This is a genomic window from Mycobacterium sp. IDUB_37 (assembly GCF_055419245.1).
Genome location: NZ_JBVAXG010000010.1, coordinates 243,415 through 259,527 on the forward strand (window position 1 = coordinate 243,415; position 16,113 = coordinate 259,527).

At 65.0% G+C, this 16,113-nt stretch carries 16 protein-coding genes and 1 pseudogene; 6 read left to right on the forward strand and 11 right to left on the reverse strand.

All coding sequences use genetic code 11. The features are described from left to right. The first annotated feature begins 12 nt into the window (after positions 1-12). The gene (locus ACZY1I_RS27295) at positions 13-1,017 is read left to right on the forward strand and encodes a D-2-hydroxyacid dehydrogenase family protein (RefSeq protein ID WP_463759860.1); all 1,005 of its coding nucleotides are present in this window, start codon (positions 13-15) and stop codon (positions 1,015-1,017) included. Here ACZY1I_RS27295 and ACZY1I_RS27300 read toward each other — a convergent pair. From ACZY1I_RS27300 to ACZY1I_RS27320, 5 genes are all read right to left on the reverse strand, one after another. Beyond that, positions 992-1,585: a TetR/AcrR family transcriptional regulator gene (locus ACZY1I_RS27300; protein WP_463759862.1), complete on the reverse strand. Its 594-nt coding sequence runs from the start codon at positions 1,583-1,585 to the stop codon at positions 992-994. The two genes, ACZY1I_RS27295 and ACZY1I_RS27300, sit on opposite strands and share 26 nt — an antisense overlap. Then, on the reverse strand, positions 1,582-2,355 hold the full coding sequence (locus ACZY1I_RS27305) for an SDR family NAD(P)-dependent oxidoreductase (RefSeq protein WP_463759865.1): 774 nt from the start codon (positions 2,353-2,355) through the stop codon (positions 1,582-1,584). The genes ACZY1I_RS27300 and ACZY1I_RS27305 overlap by 4 nt, the downstream gene beginning before the upstream one ends. Beyond that, positions 2,352-2,852 carry a VOC family protein gene (locus ACZY1I_RS27310; RefSeq protein ID WP_463759867.1) on the reverse strand — a complete coding sequence of 167 codons (501 nt, stop codon included), beginning with the start codon at positions 2,850-2,852 and terminating at the stop codon, positions 2,352-2,354. The genes ACZY1I_RS27305 and ACZY1I_RS27310 overlap by 4 nt, the downstream gene beginning before the upstream one ends. Next, on the reverse strand, positions 2,849-3,931 hold the full coding sequence (locus ACZY1I_RS27315) for an NAD(P)H-dependent amine dehydrogenase family protein (RefSeq protein ID WP_463759869.1): 1,083 nt from the start codon (positions 3,929-3,931) through the stop codon (positions 2,849-2,851). Before ACZY1I_RS27315 ends, ACZY1I_RS27310 begins: the two co-directional genes overlap by 4 nt. Before the next feature lie 64 nt (positions 3,932-3,995). Then, positions 3,996-4,670, reverse strand: a complete 675-nt coding sequence (locus tag ACZY1I_RS27320) for a VC0807 family protein (protein ID WP_463759928.1) — start codon at positions 4,668-4,670, stop codon at positions 3,996-3,998. A 319-nt stretch (positions 4,671-4,989) separates the two neighbouring features. Here ACZY1I_RS27320 and ACZY1I_RS27325 point away from each other — a divergent pair, with 319 nt between their 5' ends. After that, positions 4,990-6,339: a WS/DGAT/MGAT family O-acyltransferase gene (locus tag ACZY1I_RS27325; RefSeq protein ID WP_463759931.1), complete on the forward strand. Its 1,350-nt coding sequence runs from the start codon at positions 4,990-4,992 to the stop codon at positions 6,337-6,339. Positions 6,340-6,437: 98 nt separating this feature from the next. Here ACZY1I_RS27325 and ACZY1I_RS27330 read toward each other — a convergent pair whose 3' ends face one another. Continuing rightward, the gene (locus tag ACZY1I_RS27330; protein ID WP_463759872.1) at positions 6,438-7,436 is read right to left on the reverse strand and encodes an AraC family transcriptional regulator; all 999 of its coding nucleotides are present in this window, start codon (positions 7,434-7,436) and stop codon (positions 6,438-6,440) included. A 46-nt stretch (positions 7,437-7,482) separates the two neighbouring features. On the opposite strand from ACZY1I_RS27330, the gene ACZY1I_RS27335 reads away from it, so the two are divergent. Next, positions 7,483-8,868, forward strand: a complete 1,386-nt coding sequence (locus ACZY1I_RS27335) for a WS/DGAT/MGAT family O-acyltransferase (RefSeq protein ID WP_463759874.1) — start codon at positions 7,483-7,485, stop codon at positions 8,866-8,868. 5 nt (positions 8,869-8,873) lie between these two features. Then, positions 8,874-9,359 (forward strand): NUDIX hydrolase, encoded by a 486-nt coding sequence (locus ACZY1I_RS27340; protein ID WP_463759877.1) that lies wholly within the window; start codon positions 8,874-8,876, stop codon positions 9,357-9,359. Here the strand turns inward: ACZY1I_RS27340 and ACZY1I_RS27345 are convergent. Continuing rightward, positions 9,342-10,421 (reverse strand): DUF2330 domain-containing protein, encoded by a 1,080-nt coding sequence (locus tag ACZY1I_RS27345; RefSeq protein WP_463759879.1) that lies wholly within the window; start codon positions 10,419-10,421, stop codon positions 9,342-9,344. The genes ACZY1I_RS27340 and ACZY1I_RS27345 overlap by 18 nt on opposite strands. A 72-nt stretch (positions 10,422-10,493) precedes the next feature. Between ACZY1I_RS27345 and ACZY1I_RS27350 the strand changes: the two genes are divergently transcribed. Beyond that, complete coding sequence (locus tag ACZY1I_RS27350) at positions 10,494-11,732, forward strand: cytochrome P450 (protein WP_463759881.1); 1,239 nt, start codon at positions 10,494-10,496, stop codon at positions 11,730-11,732. Between the two features lie 51 nt (positions 11,733-11,783). Here the strand turns inward: ACZY1I_RS27350 and ACZY1I_RS27355 are convergent, their stop codons facing one another. From ACZY1I_RS27355 to ACZY1I_RS27365, 3 genes are all read right to left on the reverse strand, one after another. After that, positions 11,784-12,206, reverse strand: coding sequence for a hypothetical protein (locus ACZY1I_RS27355; RefSeq protein WP_463759883.1), 423 nt, complete (start codon positions 12,204-12,206; stop codon positions 11,784-11,786). 106 nt (positions 12,207-12,312) lie between these two features. Further along, complete coding sequence (locus ACZY1I_RS27360) at positions 12,313-12,780, reverse strand: hypothetical protein (protein ID WP_463759886.1); 468 nt, start codon at positions 12,778-12,780, stop codon at positions 12,313-12,315. Positions 12,781-12,806: 26 nt separating this feature from the next. After that, positions 12,807-13,397, reverse strand: a complete 591-nt coding sequence (locus tag ACZY1I_RS27365) for a TetR-like C-terminal domain-containing protein (protein WP_463759888.1) — start codon at positions 13,395-13,397, stop codon at positions 12,807-12,809. Positions 13,398-13,576: 179 nt separating this feature from the next. Here ACZY1I_RS27365 and ACZY1I_RS27370 point away from each other — a divergent pair, with 179 nt between their 5' ends. After that, positions 13,577-14,641 carry an ATP-dependent DNA ligase gene (locus ACZY1I_RS27370; RefSeq protein ID WP_463759890.1) on the forward strand — a complete coding sequence of 355 codons (1,065 nt, stop codon included), beginning with the start codon at positions 13,577-13,579 and terminating at the stop codon, positions 14,639-14,641. A 193-nt stretch (positions 14,642-14,834) separates the two neighbouring features. On the opposite strand, the pseudogene ACZY1I_RS27375 reads toward ACZY1I_RS27370, so the two are convergent. Next, positions 14,835-16,113: pseudogene (locus tag ACZY1I_RS27375) on the reverse strand (PE family protein); the annotation flags it as partial.

The following is a 16,113-nucleotide window of genomic DNA, read 5'->3' on the forward strand; positions in this document are numbered from 1 at the left end:
AAGTTTGGGCGCATGCCCCACGTCGCGATACTCGACGACTATGCCGGTGTGGCGCTGGATGTAGCCGATTGGTCGCCGGTGCAGAACCGCTGCGACGTAACCGTTTTCGACCGGCATCTCTCCGAGGACGAGGCGGCCGAGGTGCTGCAGCCGTTCGATGTGATATGTACCCTGCGCGAGCGAATGGCGCTGCCGTGCAAGCTCATCGAGCGGCTACCGAACCTGAAACTCATCACCATCGTCGGCCGGAGCCTACCCAACTTGGACATGGAGGCGGCCACCGAGCGCGGTGTTCTGGTTGCCCACTCCAATTTTGCACACCCTCGATTCAAGGCCGTGCGGGACGCGACACCCGAACTCGCCTGGGGTCTGATGATCGCGACGGTCCGCAATCTGGCCGAAGAGCATCGGCGGATGCGGGACGGCGCCTGGCAGACCACGATCGGCATGACCCTGTCCGGCAAGACGCTCGGACTGCTGGGTCTCGGCCGAGTCGGAACGCGGATGGCCGAATACGCGAAAGTGTTTGGCATGCAGGTCATCGCGTGGAGTCAGAACCTCACCGATGAGGCCGCGGAGGCGGTGGGAGTCCGTCGGGTCGAGAAGGCGGCACTGTTCACAGAATCCGACGTGGTCTCCATCCATCTGGTGCTTTCAGAGCGTTCCCGCGGACTGATTGGAGCACCCGAGTTTGCTCTGATGAAGCCAAATGCCTATCTGATCAACACATCCCGGGGTCCGATCCTTGACGAGGACGCCTTGATCGAAGCGCTCAGTAGTGGGCGTATCGCCGGTGCGGGGCTCGATGTCTTTGACACCGAACCGCTTCCGGCCGAGCATCCGTTGCGGAGCCTGCCGACAGTGACATTGTCACCGCATCTCGGGTACGTGACCCGCGAGATGCTGGGGGCCTTTTACTCCGACACGGTGGAAGCTGTCGTGGCCTGGCTTGACGGGACACCGGTCCGGATCGCGAACCCCGACGCGCTCCCTACCGAGCCCAGTGCGGGCTTTTGATCGCTTCCAGCGCTTCGACGACGCAATGATCCAGCGGGCGCGACGCCCGGTCCGACCGCCGTACCCACTGCCGGAAAGCGAAATCCCCTGCGGTGAAGCCGAGTTGAACAAGTAGGCCGGGGCGCATGTCGACGTCCGGATCGACGCCCATGCGTTCGCCGATGACTTTCGTCGCCCGCTCCTGATCCGCGGGTAGGTGAATCGTCACCTTGTCGAGCAGGCCAGGCGCGACCAGCAGGGCCGAACGCCACTCTTCGCAGTCGGCTTGGTCGAATGACCGGGTCCTGCTGACGATGGCGTTGATGAGTGCGATGTCCGGCGATTCGGTGGCGGGCCGTTGTTCGAGCAGACTGACGATTGCGGCTCCGCCTTCGCGAACCGGCGCGAGTAGCAACTCTTCCTTCGTCTGAACGTGCCGGAAGAGGGTGCGTGGCGAAACGCCTGCGGCAGCAGCGATTTCGTCCGTGGTGACGGAGTCGTAGCCACGTTCGACGAACAGCCGAAACGCCGCACGCCTGATGTCGGCGCGAATCTGCGCGCGCTGGCGGTCGCGCAGCGACTCCGTCATCGGAAAGAGCCGATACCGCCGTCGACCGCAATGGTCTGCCCGGTGATGAACGTGGCGTCGCTGCTGAGAAGGAACGCCACCAGCGCACCCACATCGGTGCGGACGTCACCGATGCGCTTCATCGGGACGCGGCCCACCGCTTTCTGGTAGTCGTCGGGAGCGAACTGCTTCCACAATTTGACGCCGTCGGACTCGGCGAACGGGCAGATTACGTTGACCCGGATGTTGTCGCGGCCCCATTCCAGAGCGGCGACCTTCGACAACCCGCGGATGCCTTCCTTGGCGGCCGCATATCCACCCCACTTCGGTTCGCCGCCAGTGCCCGTCCCCGATCCGAGGTTCACGATGGACCCGCCGCCCGCCTCGAGCATCAACGGGTACACCGCTTGCATGAGCAGGAATGTCGCCCGCGGCCCGACGTCGTAACCGAGCGCGAGGTCTTCGGTGGTGATGTCGACGAACTTCTTGGGCTCGTTGGTGGCGATGGCGTTGTTGACCAGGCCGTGCACCGTGCCGAATGCTCCCACTGCGGCCGCCGCTATCCGACCCGCGCTATCGGGGTCGCGCAGGTCGGCCACCAGCATCTGGGCCCGTCCCAATTGACTCAGCTCATCCGTTGTCGCAGAAAGCAATTCGGCCTGAATATCGACCAGTAATACGGCCGCGCCGCGCTCGAGTAGCGCGGCGGCGATACCCTTGCCAACGCCCTGAGCCGCGCCCGTCACCACGGCAACGTGCCCGCGCATCGAGTCCGGGTGGGTGTAGGTCATCTCGTCGGGCCGAGCTGTAGCGGTACGCCGCGATGCATCTCGTAGGTGCTGCGCACCCCGCCTGGCAACTCGATGAACTCGACCGCGGTACCGTCGGGATCCTTGACGAAAAACATTCGCACCCCGCCGATTTCGAAAGGCTCCTGGTCGGGCGGGTAGCCGGCTGCGGCGATGCGGCGGTGCGTGTCGTTGAGATCGGTGACGGACAACGACACATTGTGGATCCCGGTGATGCCCCGACGGGCGGGCCTTGAATCCGGTGGATTGGCACCCAGCGAGAGCAGTTCGACCATCAGTCCGCCCAGCAAGCCACCGACCACCCGGCCTTCCTGCTTGCGCTTGGCATGCAGGACGGCGTCGAAAGGTTCGCCCGAGATCAGGCTGTCGAAGACGACTTCCATGCCCAGTAGATCGCGGTAGAACGCCAGCGCACGGTCCATGTCGGTCACGCCGACCACCAGGTGGCAGAACGATACGTCGGCGATGACGCCGGTCACGCCCGGTCCGCCGCGAGTCCGGGCGCGGCACGTCCGGCGAGCAGCGGCAGGTCGAGATAAGTCTTGATGCCAGGCTCGGCACGACAGACGTCGGGGATCGCGTTGACGCAATGGTTGGCGGTCACGACGATGCCGGGATTGCGCACCAGTCCTTCGGCTATGGACTGCGGTTGCAGGCCCTTGAAGGTGATGCTGACGTCGGGGTCGCCGGTGATCTCGACCTCGAAGCGCTCGCCCTTCTCGCCGAACTCCCAGGCCGGCTCTAGGTTCTCCTCACCCATGAGCCAGTTGACGGCGGCGGTGATCACCGGTTCGCCGTCGCAGAGCGCCTGCCAGCGGAATCGCCGTGCCGCCACCGTGCCCGGCGGGATCGGGACGACGTAGTCGATATCGCCGGTCGCGACCGCGATCTCCTGGGTGGTCCGGATGTTGGGATCGATGCGGAAACCCATGTGGTCGGCCACCATGCGCACCGACATCTTGAAGCCCGCCTCGAGCAAACTGGCCATCGGTCCCTGCATCGCTTCTTCGGGTGTGCCCCCGAAGCCCATGATGTGGCGCACCACGTCCGGCGCGTTGTAGGTGCGGATGTCGGAGAATTCTTCGGCCCGCACGTGCGTGACGGCCGACGACAGCGAGGACACCATGAGCGGGAATCGCTCGGTGATGCCGCCCGGGTGGATTCCCGACCCGTGCAACGTCACCCCGGCTTCGATGGCCGCGTCGGCGATGGCCTGATGCCGCGGGTTGTTCGGGTCGGGATATACCCAGCCCACCGGAGTGACGACGTTCTTGCCGGACCGCAGAATCGCCAGGACTTCGTCGTCGTTGGGAATCAGTGGGCTGTACATGACGCAGTCGGCGTCGATGGCCAGCACGTCGTCGATGCTGTTGCTGGCGGTGACACCGATGTCAGCGGTCCCCAAGAGGTGTCCGACGTCGACACCGTTCTTGCTCTCGCTGTGCACCCAGCATCCGGCCAATTCCAGCTCGGGATGGTTCAACACATTTTCGATGGCGGCTTTCCCAACGCCACCGGTTGCCCATTGGATTACGCGAAAAGAGGCTGGTCTAGTCATCAAAGTGGCACGCTATGCCTAGGTGGCAGTGACTGTCAATAAGTGCCGGCCCCCTACTGAGCGGCTACTCCGCGTGCACGTCCGTGGGGTGACCCGCGCGCTCGGCAGCCGCCTGATCGGTCGCGCGGACGAACCTGCGAAAGAGCGTGGTGGCCGTTCCAATGGAGGCAATCAGAACCCCCGGGCCGACCGTCATGATCAGGATCTGCGACAGATCCACCGACAACGTGAAAATCCAGGCGACGGCAAGGATGGGGAACAAGCCGCACAAGATGCCGATCCGAACGGAAAGCCGAGTGTGCAGCTTGTGCCAGTTGTCGATGTCCTCAGGTGTCCACCCGCGCTGCGGCAGGGCGGGGTCGGCGAGGCTGGGCACGATCGCACCGGTTATCGACTTTGACGCAGGCTTGCGCGCCAAACCGCTGGCCACCAGGGACCAGACGATCGTGGTAACGGGAATCAATTCGGTGCACTGCACGATGCGCGGGTTCTTAGTGGTGAAGGCAACGGTCAGCGACGCCGCCGCGCAGAGGAGCACGGCGATATTGAGTGGCTCGACCTTGCGTTTGCGCACCATGGTGTAGACGCCTTGGACGGTCGCAACCACGATGGCACCCACCAGAGCCAGGTAAGGCGGGACCCCGCAGAGTCGAAGTCCGTAGTAACCGAGCAATGGCGGCACGGTGTTGATTACCGTGGTCAGCGCGTACTCGCGGAGGCTTTTAGGTGCGTCGTCCATGCCTGCGCTGGACGGGGACTCGCCGGTTACGTCCGGGTTTTGCTGCGACACCATTCGAGCGTATCCGACGTTTTCGACCAGAATTGTCCCAGCGCTAGACGGTTGCCGTGTGACGGAGCCAATACGTCATTGTCCCCAACTGTCAAAATTAGGTCCTCTAGTGTCAAGACACGAGGCCTGGAGCTGCACCAGACTGTGCGCAGGCCCATATTGCGTGAGGGCGCGGTCGACGATGACAAACCTCCGCTTCGCCAGGTCGGCACCGACCTGCCCGAGCCGACACTGGTCGGCGAAAGCGTAAGGAGCATCAATGGAACTAATGGCACCGATCGACGCGCTGTTCTTGACGGCCGAGTCGCGCGAGCATCCGTTGCACGTCGGCTCGTTGCAGTTGTTCCAACCGCCGAAGGGTAGCGGACGCGCCTTCGGGCGGGACACCCACGAGGCGATGCTCGAGTGTGAAGAAATCTCACCGCTATTCCGCAAGCGTCCTACCTCGTTTCGCGGCGCAGTCACCAACCTGGGCTGGTCGGCAGAGAGCGACGTGGACCTCACGTATCACGTGCGGCGGTCGGCATTGCCGTACCCAGGACGGGTTCGCGAACTGCTGGAGCTGACCTCGAGGCTGCACTCGAACCTGCTCGATCGGCACCGGCCGCTGTGGGAGACGCACCTGATCGAGGGTCTCCGCGATGGACGCTTCGCGATCTACTCGAAGATGCACCACGCTCTGATCGACGGCGTATCGGGGCTTTCGTTGATGCGGCAGTCGCTGGCAACCGATCCCGATGACACCGACTTCCGTGCCATCTGGTCCCCAGCGCCCCGGCGCGAACGGCGCGCCCGGACCCCCCGCAGCACCTTGGACAAATTCGGCGGCTTAGTCGGTTCCGTCGCCGGTCTGGCCCCGTCGTCGCTTCGGGTGGCGCGCTCCGCATTGCTCGAGCAGCAGCTGACGCTTCCGTTCAGCACGCCTCGCACCATGCTCAACGTCCCGGTCGGGGGAGCACGCCGCTGCGCGGCGCAGTCGTGGGAGCTGGACCGCGTCAATGCCGTCAAGGATGCAGCGGGAGTGAGCCTCAACGACGTGGTGCTGGCGATGTGCGCCGGAGCGCTACGCGCCTACCTCGAGGAGAACGACGCATTGCCGGACGCGCCGCTGGTGGCGATGGTCCCGGTGAACCTGCGCGGCGAGGGTGACCCCATCGGCGGCAACCAGATCGGGGCGGTGTTGTGCAACCTGGCCACCCACCTCGACGAGCCGGCCGACCGCCTGGACGCGATCAGCGCGTGTATGCGCGACAACAAGAAGGTGCTTTCGCAACTGCCCCGGGCCCAGGCCATGGCGCTGTCGCTGTTCCTGGTGAGCCCCGCCCTGCTCAACGCGTTGCCCGGCGTGGGCCGGGTGACTCCGCCGCCGTTCAACGTGTGCATCTCCAACGTTCCCGGTGTGCGCGAGCCCAGGTTCTTCAACGGCGCCCGGTTGGTTGGGAACTATCCGATGTCGCTCGCGCTCGACGGACAAGCGCTCAACATCACCCTGAGCAGCACGGCCGACACCCTCGACTTCGGCTTGGTCGGGTGCCGGCAAAGTGTGCCGCACCTGCAGCGGGTGCTCGGTCACCTCGAGACCTCGCTCAAGGAACTGGAACGCTCCGTCGGCCTGTGACCCGGCTGTCGGCTCGACAGCGCAGTTGACGCTGCGCTGAGGGTGAGAAAGTGCGAGAAGATCGCGCCGTGAGCGCAGAGTCAATCCCCTAGGGGGAGCTAAAGGGCGGGCTGGCCCCGGTAGGACGCCGGTCCGGTGCCGAACCAGCGTTTGCACGAGCGGGTCAGCACACTCTGCTCGGCGTAGCCGAGTTCGCGAGCCAGGTGCGACAGGCTGATCTTGGTGGTCCGCAGGTAGCGGTCGGCGGCATCTTTGCGGACCTGGTCGACCAGTGCGGCGAAGGTGGTGCTCTCATCGGCGAGCCTGCGCTGCAACGTTTTTGGATGCAGATGAAACTGTTCGGCGACGACTTCGAGTGTCGCCGCGCCGGTCGGCAGCAGTTGTCGCACAATGGCGCGCACCGATTCCTCGATCCCCGCGCCCAACGGGGTGACGCTGCTCAAGTAATCCACCACCGCCCGGTGCGCGATGTCGTCGCGGTTCAGTCGGCGGCCCAAGTCTGCGGTACGTACGGTGAATCCGCTGCGACGCTGGGTGAAATAGGCTGTGCAGCCGAAGTATTCGGTGTAGGTGGCTGGCGGTGTCAGTGGGTCGTGCGGCAGATGAACGGCCAAGGCACTGTAGTCGGTACCCATCAGAAGACGGAAAACGTTGAGCGCCACACCCAGTGCGAGTTCCAGCGCCTGGGGACACGCGATCGGTGCGTCGAGCAGGTACTCGACCGCGATAAAGGAACGTCGCAGATCGGCCAGTCCGGTGATCTCGATGAAGATCACCGGACTGAACGCCGCCATGTAGGTGTTGAAAATCTGTAGCGCGTCGGCGATCGACGCGGCCGTGCGGGCGGCGACGCCGACCGGCCCCAAGATTTCGATGCCCTGCCGCCGCGCCAGGCGCCGCCCGAAATCCGGTGTTCCCGTTGCGGCGGCGGCCAATTCCATGGCGCGTATCGCCGCACGGAATGGAATGAACGCGTCGTAGTTGCCGACATCTTGATCTCGGACGCCCGCGGCACGGAGCAGGACGGCCGGGTCACCGGACAACTCGGTAACGAGCATCGGGTAGTTCGAGAGCGCGGTCCCGCGCACCACGGACATGGAGGCGAGCCTATCGCCGTGAGAAACCGCGCGGTGTAATAGCGGGATGGAACTGATGATGCCCACCGACTCGATGTTTCTGTTGACCGAATCGCGGGAGCATCCTATGCATGTCGGAGGCTTGTCGTTGTTCCAGCCGCCCGAAGGGGCCGGCCCGGAATTCGTCCGCGAGTTCTATGAAGGGCTGGTTGCCAACGACGAGTTTCAGCCGACGTTCCGTAAGCACCCTGCGACGATCGGCGGGGGTATCTCGCAGCTGGCGTGGACCTATGACGACGAGGTCGACATCGACTACCACGTCCGGCGGTCGGCTTTGCCGTCGCCGGGCCGTGTCCGCGATCTGCTCGAGTTGACTTCGAGGCTGCACTCCACCCTGCTGGACCGGCACCGCCCGCTGTGGGAATTGCACGTCGTGGAGGGACTCAACGACGGCCGCTTCGCTCTCTACACCAAGATTCACCACGCCCTCGTCGACGGTGTGTCTGCGGTAAAGCTGATGCAGCGCACAATGTCGAGCGACCCCGAAGACACCCGGATCCGGGCGATGTGGAACCTGCCCAAGCCGCCACGCGCGCCGCGGCCCCAGCCCGACGAAGACAGCTCGAACCCGCTGAACACACTGCTGAAGCTGGCCGGATCCTCCGTGAAAGGGATTGCGGGAGTGGCACCTTCGACATTGAAGCTGGCCCGCGCCGCGTTGTTCGAGCAGCAGTTGACGCTGCCGTTCGTGGCGCCGCACACGATGCTGAACGTCAAGGTCGGCGGAGCCCGCAGATGCGCCGGCCAGTCCTGGTCGCTGGACCGCATCAAGGCCGTCAAGAAGGCAACCGGCGTGACGGTCAATGATGCCGTGTTGGCAATGTGCGCCGGTGCCTTGCGCTACTACCTACTCGAGCAGGATGCATTGCCGGACACTCCGCTGGTCGCAATGGTGCCGGTGAGCTTGCGCTCAGAAGCCGACGCCGACAGCGGCGGAAACAAGGTCGGCAGCATTCTGTGCAACTTGGCCACCAACGTCGAGGACCCGGCCAAGCGCATCGAGATCATCGGCGAGTCGATGCGACGCAACAAGAAGGTGCTCGCGGAATTGCCGTCCTATCAGGTGATGGCGTTGTCGGCGTTGAACATGGCGCCGCTGACGTTGGCCGGAGTGCCGGGGTTCCTCTCCGCGGTGCCGCCGCCATTCAACATCGTGATCTCGAATGTGCCCGGTGGCGGGGCTCCCCGGTACTACGGCGGAGCGCGACTCGACGGCAGCTACCCGTTGTCCAACATCCCGGACGGGCAGGCGCTGAACATCACGTTGGTCAACAGTGGCGACAATCTCGACTTCGGCCTGGTCGGTTGTCGTCGTAGCGTGCCGCACCTGCAGCGACTTCTCACGCACCTGGAGACGTCGCTGAAAGACCTGGAGCGGGCTGTCGGGATCTGAGCCTCATGCCCAAACTCAGTGCGGGCGTGCTGTTGTACCGGGAGCGCGCCGGTACCGTCGACGTCCTGATCGTTCATCCGGGCGGTCCGTTTTGGGCCCGCAAAGACGAAGGCGCCTGGTCGATCCCGAAGGGTGAGTATGCCGAAGGAGACGACGCGTGGGCGGCCGCGCAACGCGAGTTCGCCGAAGAACTCGGGCTGCCGGTGCCGGACGGCACGCGCATCGACTTCGGCCCGGTGAAGCAGCCAAGCGGAAAAGTGGTCACTGCCTTCGCTATTCGCGCGGACCTCGACATCACCGAGACGCGGAGCAACACCTTCGAAATGGAGTGGCCGCGCGGATCGGGCAAGCTACGGGAATTCCCCGAAGTCGATCGCGTCGAGTGGCTTCCGGTGGTGCAGGCACGCACGAAACTACTGAAGGGCCAGCGTGTTTTCCTCGATCGACTGATGGCCCACCCGGATGTGGCACGATCAGCCGAAGGTCCCTGAGCGCCTAAACCTGCGGCGACGAGACCGGCGCAGGATCACGGTCAGCAGCACACCCGCCGCAACGAGGGTCAACACTGCGCCCACCGCAACGAGTTCCAGTGGGATCATGACGTCGTCGTTGACGATCTTGACCTGCCGGTAGGCATCATCATTGGCGGCATTGCCGAATATGAAATCCGAAGTGATGCCGGATGTTTGAGTGATATCGACTTGAGTCTCGGTCAGATACGAGCCGTGATTGCCGGTCAGTTCGCGCAGCAGCGGGTCCTGAACAATCCCGGCGATGTTTCCGGCGAACTGAACTTTGGTGGTCTGCGACGATCTGTCGGCGTCGGTGCGCTGCTGCCGGTGATCGGACAGCGTGAACACCGAAACGTGTTGCGCGGACGTCGCGGCGACGGAAAGTCGCATGGGATACACCAGGTTCGGCGATTGGAAGGTCAGCCGCACCGGATCGAGCCCACCCACGATCGGCGCGGTGCTCGTCAGTCGCAACGCGACGAAAGCCCAACCGTCCCGCACATACGGGTTGAGTGCCTCCAACACTGTCGGCTTGATGGCGTATCCGTTGTCCACCAACCACTTCTGCAAGCCTGGGAGATCGCCGCCGGCCAGTGTGGTCGCCTCCAGTGGGCCGAGGCGCACCTGATTGACCACGTCTGGACCCCGGGCGCCTGCCGGTGCGCGCGCTCCCTCGTTGCTCGCTCCGGCCGAGAGGAAGAGCCCCAGTTTCCACTGCCGGCGATGCTGGATGAGTGGCGCGGTCAGTTGGTCCAGTTCGGTGAAGGTGGCCTTGTCGGCGGCTGCGACCGACGCAGGGGTGGGCGTCGGCACCACCAGTGCGACGTTGTCGGTGGAAGCACTCATCGCGAGTTGCATGACGATCGTCTCGGTGGTCCCGTCCCAATGCACCAGCGCAACTTCACGATTCATGGTCGCGCTCGAACCAATCGGTGCGATCGCCGCGCCACATGCGCATGCATAGCTCGGAGATGCCACCAGCAGGCTGGCGGCCAGAACCAGGACAACAATTCCCAACCGGCAAACCCGACGCAGCGCCATCAGGCCGATGGTACGCGGAAGTGTGACGTCCGCCACCCCGGTTCACTCAGTCGCGCAGGCAGAATGGCGAGCATGACCACAGCGCCCACCGACCCTGCCTGGCAAGCCGAATCGCAGGCATTGCTGGTGCGACTGCTTGATCCGGTAAGCCGGCCCAATCCGTATCCGGTGTGTGCCGAGTTGCGTGACCGCGTGCCATTGGTGCTGCCAAGCAGCAACATCGTCCTGTTCTCGACCTACCGGGATTGCGACGAGGTGTTGCGGCACTCTTCCTCGAGTAGCGATCAGCTCAACTCGACGATGTCGCAGGAGATGACCGCGGCAGACCCGTCAGCGCGCCGGGAAGTGCCGCCGAGCTTCCTATTTCTCGATCCACCCGACCACACCCGACTGCGCAGGCTGGTCAGCAAGGCGTTTGCGCCGAAGGTGGTCGCAGCGCTGCAGCCCGAAATCGACGCGATAGTTGCGGGGCTGCTCGACCAGATCGCCCAGCAAGGCAGCTTTGATGTGGTCGACGACTTCGCCTATCCGCTGCCGGTCGCGGTGATCTGTCGATTGCTGGGTGTGCCGCTCGAGGACGAGCCGCAGTTCAGCCAGGCGTCGGCGGTGCTGGCGAAGTCGTTGGATCCATTCTTCATCGGGGACGAGGCCGACGACACGGATGACTCGCTAGCTGCTGGTGCGGGGCTACGCGACTACCTGCACGGTTTGATCGAGCGGCGCCGGTCGCACCCGGATGCCGACCTGCTCTCGGCATTGGTTGCCGTGAACGAGTCCGGTGATCAGCTGACCGAGGAGGAGATCGTCTCTACCTGCGTGTTGCTGTTGGTTGCCGGCCATGAGACCACAGTGAACCTGATCGGCAACGCCATCCTGGCGATGTTGCGTGATGAGCGGCATTGGGCCGCGCTGGGCGCCGATCCGTCGCGTGCACCGGTCGTGGTCGAGGAAACGCTGCGCTACGACCCGCCGGTACAACAACTCAGCCGAATTGCCCGCCGCGACATGACAATCGGGGACACCGACGTGGCCAGCGGCGACATGATGCTGCTACTGCTGGCTGCCGCCCACCGTGATCCCGCCGAATTCGACCGACCCGATGTGTTCGACCCGGACCGTGCAGCGTTGCGCCACTTAGGTTTTGGCCGCGGAGCGCACTACTGCCTGGGTGCACCGTTGGCACGCTTGGAAGCCGGTGCAGCCCTGGCGGCGCTGACAGCCCGCTTCCCGCATGCACGGTTGGCAAGTGAGCCGCTGTATAAGCCGAACGTCACGCTGCGCGGGTTGTCAGCATTGACCGTTGCGGTCTAATCGCGATCGCAAGCGCGGCGTACCCGGGTGCAGCGGGTCGCGACCAGTGGGCTAGCTGTTTCTGCGCCCTTGACGTCCACCGGCCAGGTTGATCTGCAGCGGAACCGGTGCGTCGACTGCGCGGGTGGCCTCGGCGTCGTGGTAGACGCCAATGGTGTATTCACCCGTGGCCTCGACCGCGAACGAAAGTTGGGGAGTAAAACAACGGTACTTGGAGGGCCTGCCGCCGTCGTCCGGCCATTGCCAAGCCGAGCGAACGGTTCCGCGAACCGTCCCGCCGGGGTCTTTGCAGACGATGAACAACTCCGGGTCGAAGTCCCCGCCGGAAGGCGCGTGCACCACCATGACCAGTGGAACCGTCAACCACCGAGGAAGCTGTTCGACCTCATAGCTGGTTGTCGGTAGACGCGTGGCGTCGATCGCGGAGTCATCTATGTTGGCGGTTCCCGCCACTAGCAATGCGGCTACATGCATCACGACAGCTTAGCGGTGTCGGCAGCCGGAAATACACGGTCGCACTGTGGGAGTCGGACGAGACTCGAGACGAACTCACAGCGTTGACTCCAATCGGGGCGCGGGGTTATTCGACGTTGTCGACGGGCGCACTGACCAAGTCTTCGTCGCTGTCACTCTCGGCTGCGCCCGCCTCGGCTAACAGGATCGAAACGGGTATGGGAGCCGCCAGTTCGATTTTGCCGCCGGCGTCGTAATAGGCGCCGATGGTGTACTCGCCTTCCGTTTCAATCGGGAAGGAAAGTTCTTGAGTGAAGCACCGGTATTTGGAGGGTAGATTGCCCTCGTCGGGCCAGTGCCACGCTGCCCTCAATGATCCGACCGGCTTCCCGGACGGGTCTTTGCAGACGACATGGAGCTCGGGATCGTAGTCGCCACCGGCGCGCGCGTGCACTACCAGAACAACCGGAACCTTTGCCCACAACGGCATTTGGTCGACGTGAAACCAGGCCATCGGAATGCTCATGGCGTTGATCGCGCCGAATTCGTCGAACGCGGCGGAGCGCGAAACGAATAGTGCAGATACTTGCAGCATCACGACATCCTAAAGGTGTCTCGCCGTCATTCCTTCCGCATCGCGTGCCATGCCATGTCGGCGACTATTAAGCAGTAGGCGTCGTCGATGAGATCTTCGGAGTAAAGGCTGCGAATGTAGAGCGGCGCCGTGACGAGTTGGACTCCGACCAGCGTGTTGACATGGTCGCGCACCTCGTCGCGCTCCCTCGCCCGATCCACGATCGAACGCAGGATGCCGAATCGCTGCTCCCAAAACAGCGTCCGCGTCTCGTTGTCGTGGTAGCCGCGACCGTCCATCACCAATGCCCGATTAAAGGTGCGGCCCACTTTCGTGTTGATGTCCGCAGCGATGTTGCGGGCGAGTGCGAGAAGGTCGCCCTGGAACGAGCCGGTGTCGGTGGCCGCCCGCAAAGCTTCGGGATCGCCGACGGCGGCGTCGACCATCAGGTGCTGCCGATCGCGCCAGTACTTATAAATCATCGCGGGGTCGAGATGGTGGCGCTCGGCGAGGGCTTCGATGCTGAACCGCTCGACACCCCAGCGGGCCAGTTCGTCGAGCACCGCCGGCATGACTTTGGCGCGGACGTCGGCGGGAATGGCATCACGGTAGGTGTCGGTCTGTCGAGACGGCTGCATGCCTTCCTACCTGCCTCCTTGCGACCTGCATTTCGCAAACGAACCGCCTACACCATATGCCCTCGTTAACGAGAGATGGATCGTACGCAGGCGCTTTTCAGTCGGCGAGGGGCTCACGCCCAGCGACGACTCGGCGCACGGCGCGAACCCGTTGATCGCCGAGGCGACACAATGAGCTGATGGACCTACCTGTGCTGCCGCCGGTGTCGCCGATGCTTGCCAAATCGGTTCGATCGATCCCGCCCGGCGCCTCATACGAGCCCAAATGGGACGGATTCCGCTCAATCTGCTTTCGGGACGTTGACGAGGTCGAGCTGGGCAGCCGCAACGAGCGGCCATTAACCCGCTACTTCCCGGAACTGGTCGAGGCGATCAAAGCCGAGCTGCCGCAGCGCTGCGTGATCGACGGCGAAATAGTTATCGCCACCGATCACGGCCTGGATTTCGAGGCGCTGCAACAACGCATCCACCCGGCCGACTCACGGGTCCGGATGCTCGCCGAAAAAACGCCGGCATCCTTCATCGCGTTCGACCTGCTGGCATTGGGCGACGACGACTACACCAAACGCCCCTTCAGCGAGCGGCGCGCCGCGCTAGTCGATGCCCTGCAAGGCTCCGGACCCTCAATTCACGTCACGCCCGCAACCACTGATCAGACCCTTGCGCAGCAATGGTTCGAGGAATTCGAGGGCGCTGGACTGGACGGCTTGATCGCCAAGCCGCTGACCATCACCTACCAGCCGGACAAGCGCGTCATGTTCAAGATCAAGCCCGAGCGGACCGCCGACTGCGTGGTCGCCGGCTACCGGGTCCACAAGTCCGGCAGTGACGCCATCGGCTCCCTGCTGCTCGGGCTCTACCAAGAAGACGGCCAACTCGCTTCGGTCGGTGTGATCGGCGCCTTCCCAATGGCCGAACGGCGGCGGCTCTTCGCTGAGATGCAGCCGCTGGTAACGAGTTTCGATGGTCACCCGTGGAATTGGGCGGCTCATGAGGCAGGCGAACGCACCCCCCGCAAGAACGAGGGCTCACGCTGGAACGCAGGCAAGGACCTTTCCTTCGTGCCGCTGCAGCCGGAGCGAGTCGTCGAGGTCCGCTACGACCATATGGAAGGTCAACGCTTCCGCCACACTGCCCAATTCAACCGGTGGCGACCCGATCGCGACCCGCGCTCCTGCACCTACGAGCAACTCGAACAGCCGCAAACCTTCAGCCTTGGCGATATCGTGCCTGGTCTGGGGTGACCTGACCGGGCATTGGCTTGGTGCCACCGCAACCGACCGCCCTCGGGCAGATCGTTGTCGTAGCGCCGAGGATGACATCCGTACTCCACGGGGATCGCGGGCACCGATGCAGCGCCCGTCGATGGGTGCGGCCATCGCTGCAACGGCAAGCTCCGCAGGACCAGCGACAGCGTGGCCCGCGAGCACCCTGTCTTTAGACGGACATTCCGTTGCTGCCGTCGTTTATGCCGTTGACGCCGCTGCCGCCAGTGCCGCCGTTGCCGACTGTGCCGCCAGCGCCTCCGTCGTTGCCGAAAGTGTCGTTGTTGGCACCGCTGCCGAAGGCGCTACCGACTCCGGGGCCACCGTTACCGGTGCCATCAGCAGTGTTGGCGATGCTGCCGCCACCGCCACCGCCGCCGCTACCGTTGCCGGCCGAACCGCCGGGGCCACCCGCACCGGCTACGGCGCCGACGCCGACAGTGGCGACGGTATTGCCTCCGGCGCCGCCGTTGCCGGCGCTCCCTGCGGTGGATCCGGCTCCGCCGCCTCCGCCGCCACCGCCACCTACCGCCTCGCCCTTCGAGCCGCCATTGCTCGTCGCAAAGCCGCCTCCGCCACCTCCGCCGCCGGCTCCCCCTGATCCGCCGTTGCCTCCGGTCGCGTCGACACCGCTCCCACCGCCGCCACCGGTGCTGCCTGCCGCATTGGAAGAAGGGGGATTGGAGTTTTGAGCGGTGCCGCCGTTGCCGCCGTTGCCGCCGTCGCCGCCGGTGCCACCAACACCGCCAACGCCCCCGACACCGACGTTGCCACCTTTGCCGCCAGCGCCGCCGCCACCGCCACCGCCGCTGTAGACGTTGTCCGCAATCGAATCGATGGCGCCGCCGTCGCCGCCGGCGCCGCCGCCACCGCCTTGACCGCCGGTGCCGTTGGTTCCGGTGCCGACCACGTTGCCGCCGGCGCCAGCGTCGCCGCCTCGGCCCCCGTCCCCGCCTTGGCCCGCGATCTTGATTCCGCCGACGCCGGTGGGCCCGGCGCCGCCATCTCCGGCGGCACCACCCTCGCCGCCATCGCCGGCTAGGCCGCCGTTGGCGCCGTTGGTGCCTGTGCCGCCGGCTCCACCAGCTCCGCCGCTACCGCCGTCACCGCCGGTACCGCCGGTAGTCAACACGCCGTCACCGCCCTTGGCCCCGGCGCCGCCGCCGCCACCGTCGCCGCCCTTGCCGGCGGTGGCGCCTACACCGCTGGCCGCTCCGCCGCTGCCACCAATGCCGCCGTTGCCGCCCGACCCACCAGCGGCCCCATCTGTGGTGGCCGCGGACCCGTTCCCGCCGATTCCGCCGTTACCGGCGTTACCGCCGTCACCGTCTTGGCCGGTGGGGGCGAAGGGGCCGGTGCCGGCTTTGCCGCCGGTGCCGCCGTCGCCGCCGTTGCCGGCGTTGCCGCCGTTGTTGCCGCCGGGGGTGGCCAGGGCGCCGTTGCCGCCGGTC